Source organism: Bacillus sp. FSL W8-0102, from assembly GCF_038007225.1.
Taxonomy (GTDB): Bacteria; Bacillota; Bacilli; order Bacillales; family DSM-4216; genus Bacillus_O; species Bacillus_O smithii.
Genome location: NZ_JBBOWT010000001.1, coordinates 2,803,255 through 2,821,819 on the forward strand (window position 1 = coordinate 2,803,255; position 18,565 = coordinate 2,821,819).

15 protein-coding genes are annotated in these 18,565 nt (G+C 41.2%); 5 read left to right on the forward strand and 10 right to left on the reverse strand.

The features are described 5' to 3' along the window. Positions 1-265: 265 nt before the first annotated feature. Positions 266-3,637 (reverse strand): DNA polymerase III subunit alpha, encoded by a 3,372-nt coding sequence (dnaE, locus tag N1I87_RS13330; RefSeq protein ID WP_341102228.1) that lies wholly within the window; start codon positions 3,635-3,637, stop codon positions 266-268. 216 nt (positions 3,638-3,853) lie between these two features. Between dnaE and N1I87_RS13335 the strand changes: the two genes are divergently transcribed. After that, positions 3,854-4,183 (forward strand): YtrH family sporulation protein, encoded by a 330-nt coding sequence (locus N1I87_RS13335; RefSeq protein WP_270583973.1) that lies wholly within the window; start codon positions 3,854-3,856, stop codon positions 4,181-4,183. Positions 4,184-4,186: 3 nt separating this feature from the next. Continuing rightward, the gene (ytrI, locus tag N1I87_RS13340) at positions 4,187-4,693 is read left to right on the forward strand and encodes a sporulation membrane protein YtrI (protein ID WP_003355630.1); all 507 of its coding nucleotides are present in this window, start codon (positions 4,187-4,189) and stop codon (positions 4,691-4,693) included. Positions 4,694-4,724: 31 nt separating this feature from the next. On the opposite strand, the gene N1I87_RS13345 is transcribed toward ytrI, so the two are convergent. Continuing rightward, on the reverse strand, positions 4,725-5,660 hold the full coding sequence (locus N1I87_RS13345; RefSeq protein WP_341102230.1) for a DHH family phosphoesterase: 936 nt from the start codon (positions 5,658-5,660) through the stop codon (positions 4,725-4,727). A gap of 92 nt (positions 5,661-5,752) precedes the next feature. Here N1I87_RS13345 and N1I87_RS13350 point away from each other — a divergent pair, with 92 nt between their 5' ends. Then, positions 5,753-6,061: a YtpI family protein gene (locus tag N1I87_RS13350; protein ID WP_003355632.1), complete on the forward strand. Its 309-nt coding sequence runs from the start codon at positions 5,753-5,755 to the stop codon at positions 6,059-6,061. A 38-nt stretch (positions 6,062-6,099) separates the two neighbouring features. On the opposite strand, the gene N1I87_RS13355 is transcribed toward N1I87_RS13350, so the two are convergent. Continuing rightward, entirely contained in the window at positions 6,100-7,416 is a 1,317-nt protein-coding gene (locus N1I87_RS13355) for a DRTGG domain-containing protein (RefSeq protein ID WP_040341853.1), read from the reverse strand. Positions 7,417-7,574: 158 nt separating this feature from the next. Beyond that, positions 7,575-8,255: a metal-dependent hydrolase gene (locus N1I87_RS13360; RefSeq protein ID WP_003355634.1), complete on the reverse strand. Its 681-nt coding sequence runs from the start codon at positions 8,253-8,255 to the stop codon at positions 7,575-7,577. A gap of 226 nt (positions 8,256-8,481) precedes the next feature. Between N1I87_RS13360 and N1I87_RS13365 the strand changes: the two genes are divergently transcribed. After that, positions 8,482-9,579 carry a M24 family metallopeptidase gene (locus N1I87_RS13365; RefSeq protein ID WP_341102233.1) on the forward strand — a complete coding sequence of 366 codons (1,098 nt, stop codon included), beginning with the start codon at positions 8,482-8,484 and terminating at the stop codon, positions 9,577-9,579. Between the two features lie 415 nt (positions 9,580-9,994). Further along, positions 9,995-10,441, forward strand: coding sequence for a universal stress protein (locus N1I87_RS13370; RefSeq protein ID WP_341102236.1), 447 nt, complete (start codon positions 9,995-9,997; stop codon positions 10,439-10,441). A 154-nt stretch (positions 10,442-10,595) separates the two neighbouring features. Here N1I87_RS13370 and N1I87_RS13375 read toward each other — a convergent pair whose 3' ends face one another. The 6 genes from N1I87_RS13375 to N1I87_RS13400 all read right to left on the reverse strand — a co-directional run bounded on the left by N1I87_RS13375 (position 10,596) and on the right by N1I87_RS13400 (position 18,500). Beyond that, the gene (locus N1I87_RS13375) at positions 10,596-12,155 is read right to left on the reverse strand and encodes an IS1182 family transposase (RefSeq protein WP_270584763.1); all 1,560 of its coding nucleotides are present in this window, start codon (positions 12,153-12,155) and stop codon (positions 10,596-10,598) included. Positions 12,156-12,498: 343 nt separating this feature from the next. Then, entirely contained in the window at positions 12,499-13,914 is a 1,416-nt protein-coding gene (gene argH, locus N1I87_RS13380) for an argininosuccinate lyase (protein WP_341102238.1), read from the reverse strand. After that, positions 13,911-15,122 (reverse strand): argininosuccinate synthase, encoded by a 1,212-nt coding sequence (locus N1I87_RS13385; RefSeq protein ID WP_341096585.1) that lies wholly within the window; start codon positions 15,120-15,122, stop codon positions 13,911-13,913. The genes argH and N1I87_RS13385 overlap by 4 nt, the downstream gene beginning before the upstream one ends. A 647-nt stretch (positions 15,123-15,769) precedes the next feature. After that, on the reverse strand, positions 15,770-16,276 hold the full coding sequence (locus N1I87_RS13390) for a MogA/MoaB family molybdenum cofactor biosynthesis protein (protein ID WP_003355641.1): 507 nt from the start codon (positions 16,274-16,276) through the stop codon (positions 15,770-15,772). Next, positions 16,273-17,118, reverse strand: a complete 846-nt coding sequence (locus N1I87_RS13395) for an EcsC family protein (protein WP_341103396.1) — start codon at positions 17,116-17,118, stop codon at positions 16,273-16,275. The genes N1I87_RS13390 and N1I87_RS13395 overlap by 4 nt, the downstream gene beginning before the upstream one ends. A 371-nt stretch (positions 17,119-17,489) precedes the next feature. Next, positions 17,490-18,500 carry a class I SAM-dependent methyltransferase gene (locus tag N1I87_RS13400; protein WP_341102241.1) on the reverse strand — a complete coding sequence of 337 codons (1,011 nt, stop codon included), beginning with the start codon at positions 18,498-18,500 and terminating at the stop codon, positions 17,490-17,492. Positions 18,501-18,565: the final 65 nt, after the last annotated feature.

The following is an 18,565-nucleotide window of genomic DNA, read 5'->3' on the forward strand; positions in this document are numbered from 1 at the left end:
TGAACCTTCGTTGAACCGTCTCCTTCTTTTCCGCCTGGCCGTGACTTCTTTTCCGAAGCGCCATCTCCATTCTGGCAAGGCCAGCTATAAACGATGGCGCTATCGTCTGTATTGTCTAACCTTTTGTTCCATGATCTGTCCTAAACAACGAACTAGCTCTTATTCTTTAAACCAATGTTGTGATTCTCAAATGCATGATTTTTTGTGGTCAGACCAATTTTCAATGTCTATTTACCACTATACCATAAGTCAGTTGGTTGGAAAACTATATTCTTTTTAATACAACGTTTTCGCTTCCCAATACCGTTTTAAGCTCCGCTATGCAAGCTTCTGTCGGATTGACCCAGCGGTCCTTTAGAAGCTGAATCGTCCGATGCTCATCCTCATAATGAACCCATACCGCCGTTTCCCCTTTGTATTTTTTTAAAATGCGATACACAGCTTGAAGCGTTTCTTTCTCTTTTTTTTCTTTCGTAATTTTTAAGTAAAGGCGCTGATTCATTCTAGCGGCCAGTTCTTCTGCTTCTTCTATTCCGTATGCGTTTGAGACAATAAATTGTTCATTTCCGTTTCTTTCTTCATTTGTCCCTTCCATTAAGACAACGGTCCCTTTTTCGCATATTCCGAAAAATTTACGGTAGATTTCAGGAAACAAAACGGCTTCCATTTCTCCGCTTTCATCCGAAATGCTCAAAAAGGCCATTTTTTCTCCTTTTTTCGTTCGAATCACTCGAAATTCATGAATATAGACACCGATGATCATTTTTTTCCTTTGGCTTTTCAAATAAGCGATATCAACGACTCCAAGCTTTTGAAACAATGACTTATGCACAGAGACCGGATGGCTGGATAAATACAGGCCAAGCACTTCTTTTTCATATTTCAGGCGCATATCATCTGGCATTGGTTCCACTTCTGTATATTTAGGTTTTGGAAAAAAACTCTCATCTGCAAACAATTCGAAATGGCCGTTTTCATTTGGATCAGGTCTCATAAATTCCGCATGGTCTATCGCTGCATCCACACTTGCAAGCAATGTCGCACGGTCTTTTCCAAAATCATCAAATGCCCCGGCTAAAATAAGAGATTCTATCGTCCTGCGATTCACAGCCTGCGGTGAAACACGCAGACAAAAATCAAACAAATCTTCAAACATCTTTTCCTTGCGGGCTCTTAAAATTTCCTTAACGGCGGCCGCACCCACTCCTTTAATCGCAGCAAGACCGAAGCGAATTCCTTCTTTTTCGGCTTTGAAAAAAAATTGACTGCTCTGAATCGAAGGCCTCAAAATCTGAATTCCCATTTCTTTTGCTTCTCTCACATATTGGGCTATTTTTTTTTCGCTTCCAATCACCGATGTCAAAAGGGCGGCCATAAAGTATAACGGATAATGCGCTTTTAAATAAGCGAGCTGATAAGCAATTTTGCTGTAGGCGACCGCATGGCTGCGATTAAAACCATAATTGGCAAATCGCACAATTAAATCGTAAATTTGATCGGCCGTTTCCTTGCTGTAGCCGTTTCGAACAGCGCCCTCAATAAAATGTTTTCTTTCTTCCGCCAACACTTCTTTTTTCTTTTTCCCGACAGCTCGACGCAGCAAATCGGCTTCTCCTAAAGAAAATCCCGCCATTTTGGAAGCGATTTGCATAATTTGCTCTTGATAAATGAGAACGCCATATGTTTGTTTTAAAATTCCTTCCAAGTCGGGGTGGGGATACGCGATTTTTTTCAACCCGTGCTTCCGTTCAATATAAAGAGGGATATTTTCCATTGGTCCCGGACGATACAAAGCATTAACGGCCACAATATCTTCAAAATCGCTCGGCTTCAGCCGCATGAGCACTTTGCGCATCCCCTCCGATTCCAATTGAAAAACACCCGTTGTTTGTCCTTTGCCAAGCAGTTCAAACGTTTTGCGATCATTGAGCGGAATCTCGCTGAGATCCATTTTTTCTCCTGACGAGTATTGAATCGAATCTAAAATTCTTTCTAAAATCGTTAAATTACGGAGTCCGAGAAAATCAATTTTCAAAAGGCCTAATTCTTCTAAAATATCCATTGTAAATTGTGTCATATACATTTCATCATGACCTTGTTGAATGGGTATCAATTCCACAAGCGGCTGTTCCGTGATCACCACGCCGGCTGCATGGGTGGACGCATGCCGCGGCAGCCCTTCAAGTTTTAATGCCGTTTCAAATATTTGTTTATGCACCGGATCACTTTCTACCCATGTTCTTAACATCGAAGAATCCTTGTAAGCATCCAATAAAGTCAGGCCGAGGCGAGATGGTAGCATTTTGGAAATTTGATCCAATTCTTTCGTTTGAAATCCGAACACTCTTGCAATATCCCTTATAACCGCTTTCGCCGACAATGTTCCGAATGTGATGATTTGAGCGACATGAATGTTTCCATATTTCTTGGCGACATACCGTATGACCTCATCCCTTCGATGATCCGGAAAATCAAGATCAATATCCGGCATTGTCACCCTTTCCGGATTTAAAAACCTTTCAAATAATAACCCGTATTTTAACGGATCAATATCCGTTATTTCCAACAAATAAGCCACCAGCGAGCCAGCTGCTGACCCCCGTCCAGGCCCCGTCAAAATAGCTTGCGATCTTGCAAACTTCATAAAATCCCAGACAATCAAAAAATAATCGTTAAATCCCATTTTATCGATAACCGCTAATTCATAGGAGAGCCGTTCCAAATAATGAGGATCTTCTTTCTTGCCTATTTTTTCAAGACCTTGCATACACAGCCGGTAAAGAACCTCTTTGGCATTTTCATTGTCCGGAAGCGGATATTTAGGAAGCAGCTGCTGGTGAAAATGAATTTCAACCGTACATTGCTCCACAATCTTCAGCGTATTTTCCAGTGCATCAGGATAAGCGGAAAAACGCTTATACATTTCAGCAGGCGACTTTAAATCATATTCATCATTGGCAAGCGTCTTCCGATTTTCATCTGCCAGTTTGGCTCCGTCTCGTATCGCCAACAAACATTCATGAGAAAAAGAATCGCCTTTATCCAAATATTGGACATCGTGAGTGACGATACAGGAGATCTCCATTTCTTTGCTTAAAGCCGTCAAACCGGCGCGAATTTCTTCTTCCTGGGAGAGCAAATGGTCTTGAAGCGAAAAATAAAAGCTTTCCTGTTCGAAAATGTTCTTGAAAACGTGGGCGACTTGGCCCGCTTTTTCAAGTTCTCCGTTCAGAATGAGCTGTTCAATTTCCCCTTCCATCCCCGGAGTAAAAGCGAAAAGTCCTTTTGAATAAGCTTTTAGCCACTTGATAGGAAGTCCTTGCGGTGACTTTGTTTGGATCAAGCTGGAAATCTTCAGCAAATTTTGATAGCCGGTATTATGTTTTGCGAGAAGGACAAGCGGAAACGATCGTCCTTGTCCAATAGGAGATTGGATGTCAGCCGTCAACCCGATAATCGGTTTAATTCCGTTTGCTTTGCATGCTTTATAAAATGGAACGGCTGCGTACATGACGTTATGGTCCGTCAACGCCAGCGCTTTTAGTCCTAGTTTTTTACCGTACTCCGCTAATTTGTCAGGCATAATGGTGCTTGATAACAAACTGTAACCCGTTTTAATTTGCAAATGGGCAAACAACAGCTTGTCCCCTCCTTTCTGACCTGTTTCCCGCTTCTTTTTCCATCCTCAACGCGTACCTCTAAGAATGGATATTACCTTACAGCTTATTATATAGGGAAAATTCCATACGAACAATTGTACGGATGAAAAGGAAACCATCGATGTTTTACATACATGAATCGGTATGTCCATATACATAATGTAGCAAACTTTTAATAGCGGGAGAGGATAAACGTGAATGAAGCATTTTTCCCGGAATTTTTCAAATGTTTTTTTATTGCTCTTGGTGTTCTATTAGGGGGATCCTTGATTGGCGGTTTTGCGTCCTTTATAACTGGTAAACCACCCATGACGGAAATCTATAATATTTCCAACAATGTCCGTATATGGGCGATCATCGCTGCGATCGGCGGAACATTTGACACTTTGTACAGCTTTGAAAGAGGCTTTTTGCAAGGTGAAACAAAAGAACTCATCCGTCAATTTCTTTTGATTTTGTCGGCAATGGGCGGGGCTCAGACCGGCGCTGCCATTATCCAATGGTTGACCCAGGAGCATATTTAAACGATGAGAATTCCGCCTCTTTATCACAAAAAGAATTGGCAAATATTTATAGCAGGAACCGCCATCGGAGCATGCGTCGGCTGGCTTGTTTTTTTGTACATGTTCGGCTCTCTTCAAGAAAAACAAACGAATACGATTGAAAGGCAAAAAGAAGAGATCAGCGATTTGAACGATCACCTTTCCATTTGGCAGGAAGAGTTTAAGAAGCTGAACAAGAAAAATCAAGAAATGCTAACCGTACAAAACATTGATGTAGAAATCATAAATTTCGAAAAATATGGAATCAAAGATTCACATAGTCAATTTGAAGCGGAAGAGCTAATCAAAAAAGATTTGGACGCCTTATTAGCCAAAAACTTAGAAACCGTTTTCGCCAATAAGCAAATCATTAAGGAGCTTATCGAAAACAAGATGTTAAAAATTCAAAATAAAAGATTTCATCTAAAAGTAAAAGAAGTGTATTTTTACACGACCGTTGAAATCTACTTGGAATTGGAACTGGCCAAATAAGAATCGGCGCCTTTTAAGCGCCGATTTATGCTTATTTTCTGCACAGTTCATCCAAATCGTGAATCACTTGTTCCACATCGTCCCATGAATAAACGGAAGCTCCCGCAGCCAGCGGATGGCCGCCACCTTTGTACTTTTTCGCCAATCCATTGATAATGGGGCCCTTCGAACGCAATCGCACTCTGATTTGATCTCCCTCTTCAATAAAGAAAGCCCACGCTTTGATTCCCTTTACGTCTCCCAAAACGCTCACCAGTTGTGAAGCTTCGGAAACGCTGACTTGGAACTGCTCCAAGAGATCTTTTTTAATGATGACACTGCCGGCGCCGCTTGGACGGAGTTCAAAGTTTTGCAAGATAAATCCTTTTAATTTTAATAAGTTGAAATCCATTTCATACAACTGTGTATAAAGCAAGCTGCGGTTAAATCCATATTGAATCAACTCGGCAGCGTATCGAAACGTTTTTTCCGTCGTGCTTGGATAAAGGAATCTACCCGTATCTCCGACAATGCCGGCATAAATAAGTCGAGCGGCATCGTTGGTCATCTTTAATCCTTCGTCTTTGCATTCCAAGTAAAATTCGTAGATCATTTCACTGACCGAACTGGCCGACGTGTCCACCCAAAGCAAATCGCCATAAGGATCTTCATTAGGATGATGGTCGATTTTAATGATAAAATCTCCGAGTTGATAACGTTCATCACTGATTCTTTCACGATTGGCCGTGTCGCAAACGATGACAAGCGCCCCGTTATAAACTTGATCTTCAATTTGATCCATGCGGTTTAAAAAGTGCAAAGAAGGATCTTCTTGTCCGACCGTATAGATATGTTTATCCGTAAAGGAAGCGCGCAAAATTTCCGCTAATCCTCCTTGAGATCCGTATGCATCGGGATCGGGGCGAATATGCCGGTGGATAATAATGGTTTCGTACTGTTTGATTTTTTCTAGTATCTCTTTTTTCATCATAAATTCCCTTCTTTATTCACGATATTTCCTTTTTTTTCCGTTCGTAATTCGATACAATGGAATGAGAATGTACTAGTGGAGGAATGCAAATGCCCGTTTTTGTTTTTTTCATTGTTTTATCGCTGGCTTTTTATCTTTTCTATAAAATTCAGTACGTAAGAAGCAACCGTCCAATGGAAAGAAAATGGCTCTCCGCAAAATCAAGCATGATGCTGGGTCTTTTTGTAGGTTTGTTCGGCATCAACACGTTTTTCGTTCAGCAATCGACAGTGGCCTACGCGATAGCGACGATCTTTATAGTTCTTGGATTTTCCAGCGTATGGGCCGGCTTCAAAGCTTACCGTCATTTTACCCCGTATGTCAAACAAGAAGCAGCAGAATGGGACAAATCCTCTTGAAATTTCTTTCGACAGCTGCTCGTTTTGGCGGACAGCTGTCATCTATCGATCATTTGAACCATCAACAGAGCTTTTCCGACCAGTTTGTTCTCATTGAATACTTCAATATCAATTTTCCCAAATTTTCTTCCAGCCTCTAATACTTTCGGATGGATTTCGATCATGCTTTCTAATTGGACAGGCTTAAAGTAGTAAATCGTCATATTTTCCACAACGTGATCGCCTTTTTTTTGCGCTTTTAATGCCCGATTGGCTGCTTCCGTCACTAATGTTGTAAAAACTCCATAGGAGATAGTACCCAGCTGGTTTGTCATTTGGGGGGTGACCTCAAATTTATACACGTTCGACTGTTCTTGATTGGAAGTGGAAATATCGAATTGCTTCGTAATCAGATCATCAATCGTTTCCCCTACTTGAGGTTGGCGCGAATTCATCTGCAGGGCCTTCAATACATCTTGTCTGCTGATAATCCCTTGCAGCTTATTCTGATCATCGACGACCGGCAATACTTCGATTCCCTCCCAAATCATCATATGGGCAGCCGAAGCGACACTCGTCCGTTGGCTTACGGTCAAAGGCTTTTTCGTCATGACTTTTTCAATCGATACATCCGATTCATATCCCATAATATCTTTCGTTGTGACAATGCCTACCACTTTCAATTGTTGATCCACAACAGGAAACCGTCCGTGGCCTGTTTTCTTATTCTTTTCATGATAGTCGCCAACGGTGTCGGATAACGTTAAGTACGCTGTTTTTTCAACGGGAGTCAAAGTATCTCCGACTAAAATAATTTCCTTTTTGATCAGCTGGTCGTAAATAGCACGGTTGATCATGGTAGCCACTGTAAATGTATCGTAACTGGTCGATATAATCGGCAGTTCTAATTCATCAGCTAATTTTTTCACATGGTCTTCTGTGTCAAATCCTCCGGTAATCAGCACACCTGCCCCCGCCCGCAGCGCCAATTCATGAGCTTGGGTGCGATTGCCGACAATCAACAGATTGCCCGCTCCCGTATACCGCATCATGGCATCCAGCTTCATCGCTCCGATTACAAATTTGTTCAACGTTTTATACAACCCGGCACGACCGCCCAGCACTTGACCGTCAATAATATTGACTACTTCCGCATAGGTAAGTTTCTCGATATTTTCTTTCTTCTTTTTCTCGATGCGAATGGTTCCTACCCTTTCAATGGCGCTGACGAATCCTTTCGTTTCCGCATCTTTAATAGCCCGATAAGCCGTTCCTTCGCTTACATTTAACGCTTTGGCAATTTGTCTTACAGAAATCTTTTCACCTATAGGAAGTCCTTCTATATACTCTAAAATCTGCTCATGTTTGGTCGCCAAGTTTTTCACCTTTCCCTTTCATCATCTATTCCCATTATAAAGTGAAAAACAGAGCGATTCAATTAGCATGGAGACCGTTAAGAAAACCATCTAAAAAGAGCTGAACCGAAACAAGGTAGGCATTTCCCTTGATCAGCCAGCTCCTTACTGTCATTTGATTACAGCTCGATGCTGTCACCCGGCTCCAGAATTTTGCCGTTTTGATCTTCCAGCAATTCAATAAAGCGGGCGGGATCTTGTTTAATAACCGGGAACGTGTTGTAATGAATCGGTACGACTGTCTTAGCTCCCAAAAATTTAGCTGCAATCGCCGCATCTTCCGGTCCCATCGTAAAGTTATCTCCAATGGGCAAAAACGCAATATCGATCGGATGTCTTTCGCCGATCAGTTTCAAATCAGAAAATAACCCGGTGTCTCCCGCATGGAAAATCGTTTTTCCTTCAGCCATGACCAGTACGCCTGCCGGCATCCCCATATAAAGGATCTGTCCATCTTTTGTTTCAAACCCGGTTCCGTGAAACGCTTGTGTGAATTTGACTTTTCCAAAATCAAATTCATAAGCTCCCCCAATGCTCATGCCATGGGTGTTCAGTCCTTGCTTTCCTAAATAAACAGCCAGTTCATTAATGGCAATCACTTGTGAATGATTTCTTTTGGCAATCTCAACCGTATCTCCTACATGATCCGAATGACCATGCGTTAAAATAATCGCATCCGCTTTTACCTCGTCAGCCTTCAAGTCCGTTAATTCGTTTCCGGTGATAAATGGATCAATCAGAATCGTCTTTCCATTTGTTTCAATTTTAACGATAGAGTGGCCGTGGTAAGAAATTTTCATATTTCAATCTCCTTTCTTACACTATTCATATTTCTCATTTTTGCATATTTCGTTGGCAACGTCCAAAAATCCTGCCTTATAAGATTTCTTTTTGAGATTCCATCATTTACTGTATTGTCAAAATTTCCTAAATTTTATCAAAAAACACTCTGCCTACATCTTTGTTTACTTTCCTATATTTTGCTGTTACGCTTATATTTAAGGAATCAATGAGGGGGATATAACCATGAACAGCCGATTGAGAAATTTGATAGATTGGATGAAAGAAACAGAGATTGACTTTTCTTTCATCACATTGCCTGATAATGTTTTTTATTTTACGAATTATAGAAGCGATCCTCACGAACGTGTTTTAGCCGTTGGCGTTTTTCAACGGGAGGAACCTTTTTTGATTTGTCCGCAGATGGAAGCGAAAGAAGCGAAAAAGGCCGGCTGGGAGCATGAAATCATCGGCTACAGCGACATTGTGAATCCGTGGGAAGAAATCGAAAAAGCCGTCAAGTCACGGCTCAATTCCGTACGAAAAATCGCGCTGGAAAAGGAACATTTAAATATTAGCCGATATGAACAACTGGCTTCCCGATTCTCTGATGCGTCCTTTACTGGATTGGATGATACATTAAAACAACTGCGAATGATCAAAAATGAGGAAGAAATACAGCTGATGAGAAAAGCGGCAGAATATGCTGATTACGCTGTTCAAGTGGGAGTTTCAGAATTAAAAGAGGGAAAAACCGAGCTTGAGATCATCGCCGTGATTGAATATGAACTCAAGAAAAAAGGAATTTCGGAAATGTCATTCGCCACGATGGTCTTAACAGGAAAAAATGCTTCATCCCCGCATGGCACTCTTGGGGTCTCTAAGGTGAAAAGAGGCGATTTAGTATTATTTGACTTAGGAGTTGTTTATAAAGGATATTGCTCAGACATTACAAGAACCGTCGCCTACGGGGATATAACAGATGAACAAGAAACCATTTACCAAACGGTTTTAACAGCCCAGCAAGCGGCAGTCCGCGCAGTCAAACCGGGCGTTCCATTGAAAGAACTGGATTTGACAGCGAGAAACATCATTGCACAAGCTGGATACGGAGAATATTTTTCCCATCGCCTCGGTCACGGATTAGGAATCAGCGTCCACGAGTATCCATATGTGACGGAGACAAACGATTTAGCCTTAAAAAAAGGCATGGTCTTTACGATTGAACCTGGCATTTATGTCCAAGAAAAAGCCGGTGTCCGAATCGAAGATGATGTTGTCGTGACTGACAAAGGTGTGGAAGTGCTGACGAAATATCCGAAAGAATTGCAAATTATTAAGTAAATAGGGAAAGCGGAATAAAAGCAATACATTCGGGGATTAGAGTGACAAAAGCCTTCCTCTTAACAGACTGGCTGCAGTCGCACGAGAGCCGGCTTTGCGCTTCCCCTGAGATTCCGCGATGTCGCCTCCATCCTGTAAATAAAAGAACTTGTCCGTTTTATAGACAAGTTCTTTTTCACTAAGAAAAAAGACTGATAAAAAGGATTTTTCAATGATAACTCTTCTGTAGCGGCCTGCTCTTCCCTTTATGAGAAATACGTTATAGGATCACTTTCGACCTTGCCAAAAAAGATTTTCAAATGTACATTTTCTCCTTTTTCACACATATGATAATGATATTGCAACATTTTTCGAAAAATTTCCACACATTTATACTCCTATTTGTTTTACAATGAAGAAAAAGGAGGTATAAGAAATGGATACCCAATATAAACATATTCTGGTAGCAGTCGACGGTTCTCAAGAGGCGGAATGGGCCTTTAAAAAATCCATCGAAATCGCCAAGCGCAATGAAGCCACCATCTACTTGGTTCATGTCATCGACACCCGAGTATTTGCAGGCGTTGAAGCCTATGACTACACTATCACCGCACAAGCTGAAAAATACGGACAGGAGCTTCTGGAAGACTACAAAAAGAAAGCCGAAAAAGCGGGTGTAAAAAATATCGTTACGTTTTTAGAACACGGTTCTCCTAAAGCGGTCATTCCCAGAGATGTCGCTAAAAAAGTCGAAGCGGACTTGATTATTTGTGGAGCCACAGGTATGAATGCTGTTGAACGATTCTTGATCGGAAGCGTTTCCGAACATATCGCACGATCATCCCGATGCGACGTTTTAATTGTCCGCACAAACAAATCATAATCGGTAAAATTTTCCAAAGATTTTCTTGACCGAATATCTGAGGCTGACCCAAAAGGTCGATAAAATCGACTTTTTAGGGCTCAGCCTTTTTCTTTAGAATGATTTATTGGATATTATTGGTTGTAATTCGTGCACAGAAGATCATTCCCCTGTTTTATTCCCTCACTTTTTGTTGTTTTTCAGTGTATGTTGCCCACTTTTTCAAATTGTGGGCAACACAAATAAGACCCCATTCCACCGTTGTTTTGGAAAGGCCTCTTAATGTAAATCGTTGGAAGTGGCTGTTGTGCTTAATTTGAGCAAATACTGGCTCCACTTCTATTTTTCGTTGTCTATACTTCTTTTTCGCTTCCTCCGAGGTTAATCTTTCACGGACTTCTTGGCGCTGCTTCTGATTCTTCATGGAAACACTGATGCTTTTTGTGTTCTTTCCTTTTGCACAAGAAGATTGAAAAGGGCATCCATAGCAGTCTGTGCACATGTAAGTTCGTTTCACCGATTCATACCCATTTTCTGATTTCCGTTTTCTTTCGTAACTAAAGGTAAGTCGTTTATTATTTGCACAGATCCATTCGTCTAATTCCTCGTCATAAGTCATGTTCTCCAATTTACCGATTTGATTTTTCCAAGCTTTTGTTTGTTCCTTATCGAATGTGTTGTATTTAACCAGTGCTTCCATTTCTTCCTTTTCACAATAATCATAGTTTTCTTCGCTACCATAACCAGAATCGGCAATGAGTGTCTTTGGTTTTGGCCGATTATACTTTTTCATTAATTCAAAGTGAGGAATTAGGCAGCCGGGATCTCCGGCACGTTGATGTAGACTGAACCCTGTGATAAATTGTCCTTCCGTTCCGATTTGTACATTGTAACCAGCCTTTAATTGACCGTTCTTCATGTGGTCTTCTTTCATGCGCATGAAAGTGGCATCTTTATCCGTTTTTGAATAGCTGTTTCGGTCGCCAAATGTTGCTTTTTGTTCTTCATATTTTTGCTTTCTGGGCAAAAGATCCTTTTCCAATTGTCGTTTTGCTTTTTTCAGGGTTCGATTTGTAGGTTCCTGTTCTAATTTTTTCTCTACCTTTTTGATGGTCTCTTGGATTTTCTCGGAGGTAACAGGAGCTGCCTCCAATTTTTCTTGAAAATCCATTTCTTTTTCAGCTTGCTCATCTTCTTTCATTACTTCCTCAATCGATAAGACGATCTGTTTGTATTTCTCATCCAGCTTTGTATCGAACTTTTCTGTCGCCTTCCTCCAAACAAAAGTATATCGATTAGCGTTAGCTTCAATTTTCGTTCCATCAAAATAATAATCTTCAAGCTTTACTAACCCCTCCTGGCATAAAAGATCCACAATTCCGAAGAAGGTTTCATAAATGACATCCTTCATACGATTGGAGCGAAATCGATTGATTGTACGAAAATCAGGTTTTTGGTTTCCCGAAAGCCACATAAAATAAATGTTTTCTCCCAGTTGTTTAGCAATTTGCCGGGAAGAATAAATTCGATTGACGTAGGCATAAAGGATAATTTTTAACATCATTTTGGGATGGTAAGGCGGGCGGCCGCCACCAGGATGAAGAGAAAGAAGGATGTTTGGATTCATCTTTTCTACTGCCAAATCCACAATTCGGCAAAGATGATGTTCGGGGATTAGAACTTCTATATCCATTGGTAGAACTAATTGTCCTGTCGTGGTATAATTTATGTACATAAGAAAATCGTTCCTTTCCGGTAGATTGGTTGTAGTGACTAAATTATACCAAAAAAGAACGATTTTCTTTATTTTTTTGTACAGAGTTTCAAGATTAATTTTTCACTCTGTTGATTGGAGTGGAAGGCGCGAAGACTCCTGCGGGAGTACGGGACAGGGGAGACCCCGCAGGAGCGTAAGCGACGAGGAGGCTCCCCGGCACGCCCGCGGAAAGCGAAGCGCCTGGAACGGAAATCAACAGACCAGGTTCAAAGAACCATTCACAAAAAATGGGTGTCCCTAAAAGCTATACTTTTGGGACACCCTCAGGCACCGTATTCAGCCTTTATTAGGAATGAAGCCTTTACACCGGGAGATCCATTTGTCTTTTATCTTTAGATAACGGTTGTGAAAGAAGCTCTTTCGCATATTGTATTTGCTGCTTCACTTGTTCAAACCCGGTCCCGCCTAAAGAATTTCTTCTTTTGACTGCTTGGTAGGGTGAGAGAATTTGATAAATATCCTCCTCAATGACCGGAGAGGCTTCCTTCAAATCTTCCAATGACAAATCGGCCAAATAACATTTCTTTTGGATACAATGGAGAACTAGTTTTCCGACAATTTCATGCGCCTCTCGAAAAGGAATTCCTTTTGCCGCCAAATAATCGGCGAGTTCCGTCGCATTCGAAAAATCATGATGGACAGATTCCGTCAGCTTCGATTCATTCACCTTCATCGTCCGTACCATTCCGTTAAAGATTTTCAATGAACCCATAACCGTATGGACAACGTCAAACATTCCTTCCTTATCTTCCTGCATATCTTTGTTATAAGCTAACGGCAATCCTTTTAATACCGTCAACAAAGAAATTAAATGCCCGTAGACTCTGCCCGTTTTACCACGAATCAATTCAGCCATATCCGGATTTTTCTTTTGAGGCATGATGCTGCTGCCGGTTGAAAACGCATCATCCAATTCAATGAATTGAAACTCTTGGCTTGACCATAAAATAAGCTCTTCTGCAAATCGCGAAAGATGCATCATTAAAATAGAGGAATCATTTAAAAATTCGATGATAAAATCGCGATCGCTTACTGCATCCAAGCTATTTTGATAAATGCTTGAAAATCCCAATAAGGCGGCCGAATATTCCCGATCAATAGGAAAGGTGGTCCCGGCAAGCGCCCCGGCCCCCAACGGAGAAACGTCAATACGTTTAAACGATTCTTGATATCGTTTTTTGTCCCGCTCAAGCATCCAAAAATAAGCCATCAAATGGTGAGCAAAAGAAATCGGCTGCGCCCTCTGTAAATGTGTGTACCCGGGCGCCACTGTTTCCACATGCCTCTCCGCTTTTTCAATAATCGTTTCTTGGAAAGAAGTAATCAATTGGATAATCGACTGAACTTGTTTTTTTAAATAAAGATGCATATCGGTGGCCACTTGGTCATTTCGGCTCCGCCCGGTATGAAGTTTTCCACCAACAGGTCCGATTTCTTCGATCAGCATTTTTTCTAAATTTAAATGGATATCTTCTTCGGAAATCGAAAAGGTGAGTTCGTCTCTTTCCGCTTTTTCTTTTAAGCGGAGCAACCCTTTTTTGATCTTATCCGTCTCTTCTTGGGAAAGGATGCCGCACTTTCCGAGCATGGTGACATGTGCAAGGCTTCCTTCTATGTCTTCAAGAACGAGCTCTTGGTCGAACGAAATGGATGCGCCAAATTCGTCTACCCATTCTTCTGCTGATTTTTGGAAGCGCCCGCCCCATAATTTTTTCATGCTTGAACCTTCTCCTTTTCTTGATGAACCATCGCATTCACTTTCGTCGGCAAGCCGAACAATTTAATGAAGCCGACTGCTGCTTGATGATCAAATTCGTCTTCAACCGTATACGTTGCCAGTTTTTCGTTGTAAAGAGAATAATTTGATTTTCTTCCTTCTACAATGGCATGGCCTTTAAACAGTTTGACACGGACAGTGCCGGTGACAAATTTTTGCGTTTCTTGCAAAAACGCCTTTAATGCGTCTTTAATGGGGGAAAACCATAAGCCTTCATAAATGACTTCCGTTAGTTTCTTTTCAATAACAGGTTTAAAATGAGCCAATTCTTTTACAAGCGTTAAATCTTCCAATTCTTTATGGGCTAAAATTAATGTCATCGCGCCTGGGCATTCATACACTTCTCTTGATTTGATTCCGACAAGTCGGTTTTCAACGTGATCAATACGACCCACTCCATGCTTTCCTGCGATTTTGTTTAATTCCAAAATCAGTTCCGAAAGCGGGTAACGCTTGCCGTTTAAAGCTACAGGCACTCCCTTTTCAAAATCGATTTCTATGATTTCCGGAGTATCCGGCGTAAACTCAATACTTGTGGTCAATTCATATGCTTCTTCCGGCGGAGCAGCCCAAGGATCTTCCAATATCCCGCATTCATTGCTTCTTCCCCATAAGTTCTTGTCAATGGAAAAAGGACTGTCTAAATCAACCGGAATAGGAATTCCTTTTTGTTTGGCATATTCAATTTCTTCTTCACGCGACCAGCTCCATTCACGGACAGGAGCCAACACTTCAAGATCCGGATTTAAAGCGTTGATCGAAAGTTCAAAGCGAACTTGGTCATTCCCTTTGCCCGTGCAGCCATGCGCCACCGCCACGGCACCTTCTTTTCCAGCTATTTCCACCAATTTTTTGGAAATGAGCGGTCTTGACAGAGCTGAAACCAGCGGATATTTTCCTTCATAAAGAGCATGAGCTTGTAAAGCCAACAGAGCGTATTCATTAGCAAACTCTTCTTTTACATCGAGGACATAGCTTTCCACCGCTCCGACTTTCAACGCTTTTTCTTGAATAAATTTCAAATCTTTTCCTTCCCCTACATCAAGGCAGCAGGCAACAACATCATACCCTTGATCTTTCAGCCATTGGATGGCCACCGATGTATCTAAACCGCCCGAATAAGCGAGCACAACTTTTTTACCCATCATGGATCCCCCTTTTAGTCGTATAAATATTCATCAATAGTTATTTTTATTCCTTTTTTATATGTCTATAAGAATATCATTTTCCGTTTCTTCTTTCAAGGGCCATTGAATAAAAATTTTCTAATTTTATTTTTTATTCAATACTTTTTCAAACAATGCTTTGTTTTAGCGAACACTGGCTGTATACAATAAATATCTTATTGAAAAGAAGGAAGAACGTTCGGGATTGAAAAAATATTTTCGCGACCAAATGGAGGTGTATAAGAATACGAGCATATTGAAAACAAAAAAGGGATTGTTTCAAAATGACATAGGTGCTTTCCGCGGGCGATCCGCAAACCTCCTCGCTCGTCTCTCGCACCGCTGGAGTCTCGCTGGTTTCAAGATCATCACCTAAAATTTCACGTAGTCCGGTGCAAAAAATCGTCCTTTCATTATCATGTAATCGCCAAGCTGACATTGAATGAAGTGATTTTTTCAAGTCACTTTTCAGCTGCTTTGATTAAATACAACCTGGGATCGGCTAAGGCAACGATCGAATTCGGGTCAATTGCCATCGCCCATAACTTTTGAAACAAAGAAACCTCGACAAGATAAATTGTTTTATCTCGTCGAGGTTTCTTGTTTAAAAGGAGCTTTTAGGACAGCCCCTACTTGCGAATTTCATTTACAATATGGCGAATTTCAGGTAAGATCAATTTTTCCATCGCCAGCTTCACTGCCCCGGTCGATCCAGGCATGGAGAAAATAGCGACACCGCCGGATACACCTGCTGCTGCTCTCGATAAAATAGCCGCAGAACCGATGTCCTCTGTGTAGCTGAGCATTCGAAACAATTCTCCAAAACCTGCCAATTCCTTTTCAAATAGCGGCTTAACGGTTTCAATTGTTACGTCTCTCTTTGAAATACCGGTGCCTCCATTTAAAAGAATACAATCCGCTATTTTTTTGCGAATAATTTCCGTTACAAGACGGCGAATGGATAGACTGTCATCTTTGACAATTTCATATTGAACCACTTCATGATGATGTTCCAACAATAGTTTTTGAATAAGCGCTCCGCTTTTGTCGTTTTCTTGAGTCCGAGTATCGCTAACGGTAATGACCGCAGCCTTCACATGTTGAGGCCCTCCCTTTTTGTGGTCTGACGCACTCATTTCATATCTCCTTTCTTATCCAGCAACAAGCGGTATTGGTAGTACTTCTCTGCATACTCCGTTACTTTTTTTGTGAATTGATAATTGAAATTGGCACCGATAGCCATCCGGATGAGAGGAAATTTGTCATTTTGCTTCTTTTTAAACAGGTTGATGGCCATCAGCTTCATCAGCTGTTTCACGATTTCATTCAACCACAGGGGGTCCGCAAGTTGTTCAGAATCATCGTAAAAATAAACATCTTGTTTGTTTTCCAGATCTTCCAATAATTTTTTCCATCCGTAAATTTGAACCTGTTTCGGCAACACTGCTGCATGGAAGACTTTTAAGGAGATCATCGTTTCATAAGGAGATTGAACATCGAATCCGTAAGTCATAGCCGTTAGTTGAATAGCCCGAACATTAATGGCAATAAGAATGGGAAAATCGGAAACGGCCGACAAAAAGCCGCCTTTTCCGGTCATTCCGCCTTGAATAAACGAATACAAACGGTGCCGAGCCGAATGTTGTCTGTTTAAATAATGGAGCTGATCAATCGTCAATTTCCGCAAATCCGGAATATCTACGACGGAATCATCAAAAGCGCGAGCTGAAACGAGGATTCTTTCCCGAGCTTCTTCTTGAATTTGCGATCCTTGAAGCAGCCATTGAACTTGAAACATCCATTGATCCAGTTTGGTTAAAAATGCTTCCTGCCACTCCTCAGGAAAAGAGGCAAAGGTACGTTCAAGCCATTTTATGTACGTTGTTTGGAGATCATTTCCTCCATATTCCAATAATGTTTGTTCCCATTTCAGAATTTCTTCCCAAACGGCTTCGTCTCGCTCGGTCCAATTCATCATTATTCGCACAGGGGACTCCAACTTTATGCATCCAGGAAGATGATGAAAGAAAAACATGTCCAAACCGAAATGATTTTCATTCATCATCTTTTTGTCTTTAGACACATGGACAATGAAAACCACCGTACACCGTCCGTCGATGGTATACCCCATTGTCCCAACACTCGCTGGCCTTTGAACCCCTATGCTCCCTCCTTTCGAATTTGTATAGGAGCGCTAAATGCTGATGTTGGCCTTAAACAGGCAAATGTCAGTCTTGAAACAAAACATGGTAAAAGTTTGATCTCAACATGATTCTATTGCAGCCAATAAGGGGGGATTTGAACGGCATCGCTTCTGCAAGCCCTCTCCATCTGAACGAAGTCAGCTTATTATTGACCGCGTTTTTTCTCTAAAAACCAGCTTTCAATTTTCGCGATCATTCCTTCCATCGCTTTTTTATTGGTCAAAGATGGCAAGTCTGCTAATAACACTTGTTCAGGTGCTTTTACATCTTCGCTTTTCTTCTGCAAAATCAAAATGCTTTTGGCCGCATTTTTATTTTTAAAAACGGAAAGAGGGAGCTGTATCACTGCCTGTATATATACTTCATCTTTCAAAAAGCCTCTCAATTGATCAGCCTGAGGCGATTCAAAAAGAAAATTTGGAATCAAAAAAAATAAAAATCCGGCGGGTTTTGTATAGCGGATGCTTTGCTCGATAAAAAGATGGTGAGCATAGGAATGGCCTTCCTTCGCTTTTAACCGATAATTTTGGGCTTGATCGTCATTTGGATAATAGCCGACAGGCAAATCGCACACCACTGCATCTGCCAAATCAACAAAGAGCGGTTCCAAAGCGTCCTGATTATAAAATTGAATCGGATGCTTTAACAGATTGGCCCCTGCATAGGCAAGCTTTATTAATAAATCATCTACATCAATTCCGGTTGCATGGATGTTTTGATCAGATTGCTGATTCAAGATGGTCGTCAGCAAATTTCCGGTTCCGACCGCAGGATCCAAAAGACTGTATTGATCGTAGTCTGCCATAAATTTTTGCATGAGATAACTGACAAACAAACCAATGGAGTCCGGCGTCATTTGGTGATTTGGCTGAACGTTTTTCTTCATTCCTTTTAGGATGGCCAGTTGATAAGCTTTTCGAATATGTTCTTTTGACATCGAATCTAATGAAATACGATCGTATTGCGTTTGAAGCTCCTTTTTTGTCTTTTCGCTGATTTCTTCTTGCAACACCATACCTTGAAACAAGTTGTCGGCACTTTCCGCAAGAGCTTCCAGATAGGTGCAAGAAAGAGCCTTTTGCAGCATGTCCGTTGTTTGATCTAAAACATAGAATAACGATTCCATGGAAGATGTTGTATTGGTACTCACCGACATACCTCCTTTATCTCTCAGTGAACTACCCACCACCTACGCTTCGCTTAGAGGCGGGGGCTTCAAGC